This window comes from Serratia sp. TSO36 (assembly GCF_057808395.1).
The window spans coordinates 1-304 of the sequence record NZ_JBJZOU010000054.1; the positions used below are offsets into that span (position 1 = coordinate 1).

Consider the following 304-nt stretch of genomic DNA (forward strand, 5'->3'; position numbering starts at 1 on the left):
GGGGAGCCGGTGACGATATTGCCTTTGGGGGTCAGGCTACCGGCGCCGGCGTCGGCAATGCCGTCGCGCGCCGCGGTGGCCGCCTCCCCGGTGAGATACCCCACCGCCAGACTGGCGCCGATGAGCAACACGCCAACGCCGATACAGGAAGCCGCCAGGCCGGCGACGAACAGCGCACCCGCCGCCACCGCGCCTGCGGCGGCGATCAGGCCGCCGACAATCGTGCCGGCAATCATGCCGGCCAGGGCATGGGAATGCCCGATGGTATCGCCGACGCGAGCCGCTTCGGTCATCGTAAGGTCCT

Annotated in this window: 1 protein-coding gene; it reads right to left on the reverse strand. The window is 70.7% G+C overall.

Going from position 1 to position 304, the window contains the following annotated elements; translation table 11 throughout:
* A partial coding sequence (locus tag ACK3CV_RS25415) for a hypothetical protein (protein ID WP_489009929.1) occupies nt 1-293 on the reverse strand: 293 nt, incomplete at its 3' end.
* Nucleotides 294-304: the final 11 nt, after the last annotated feature.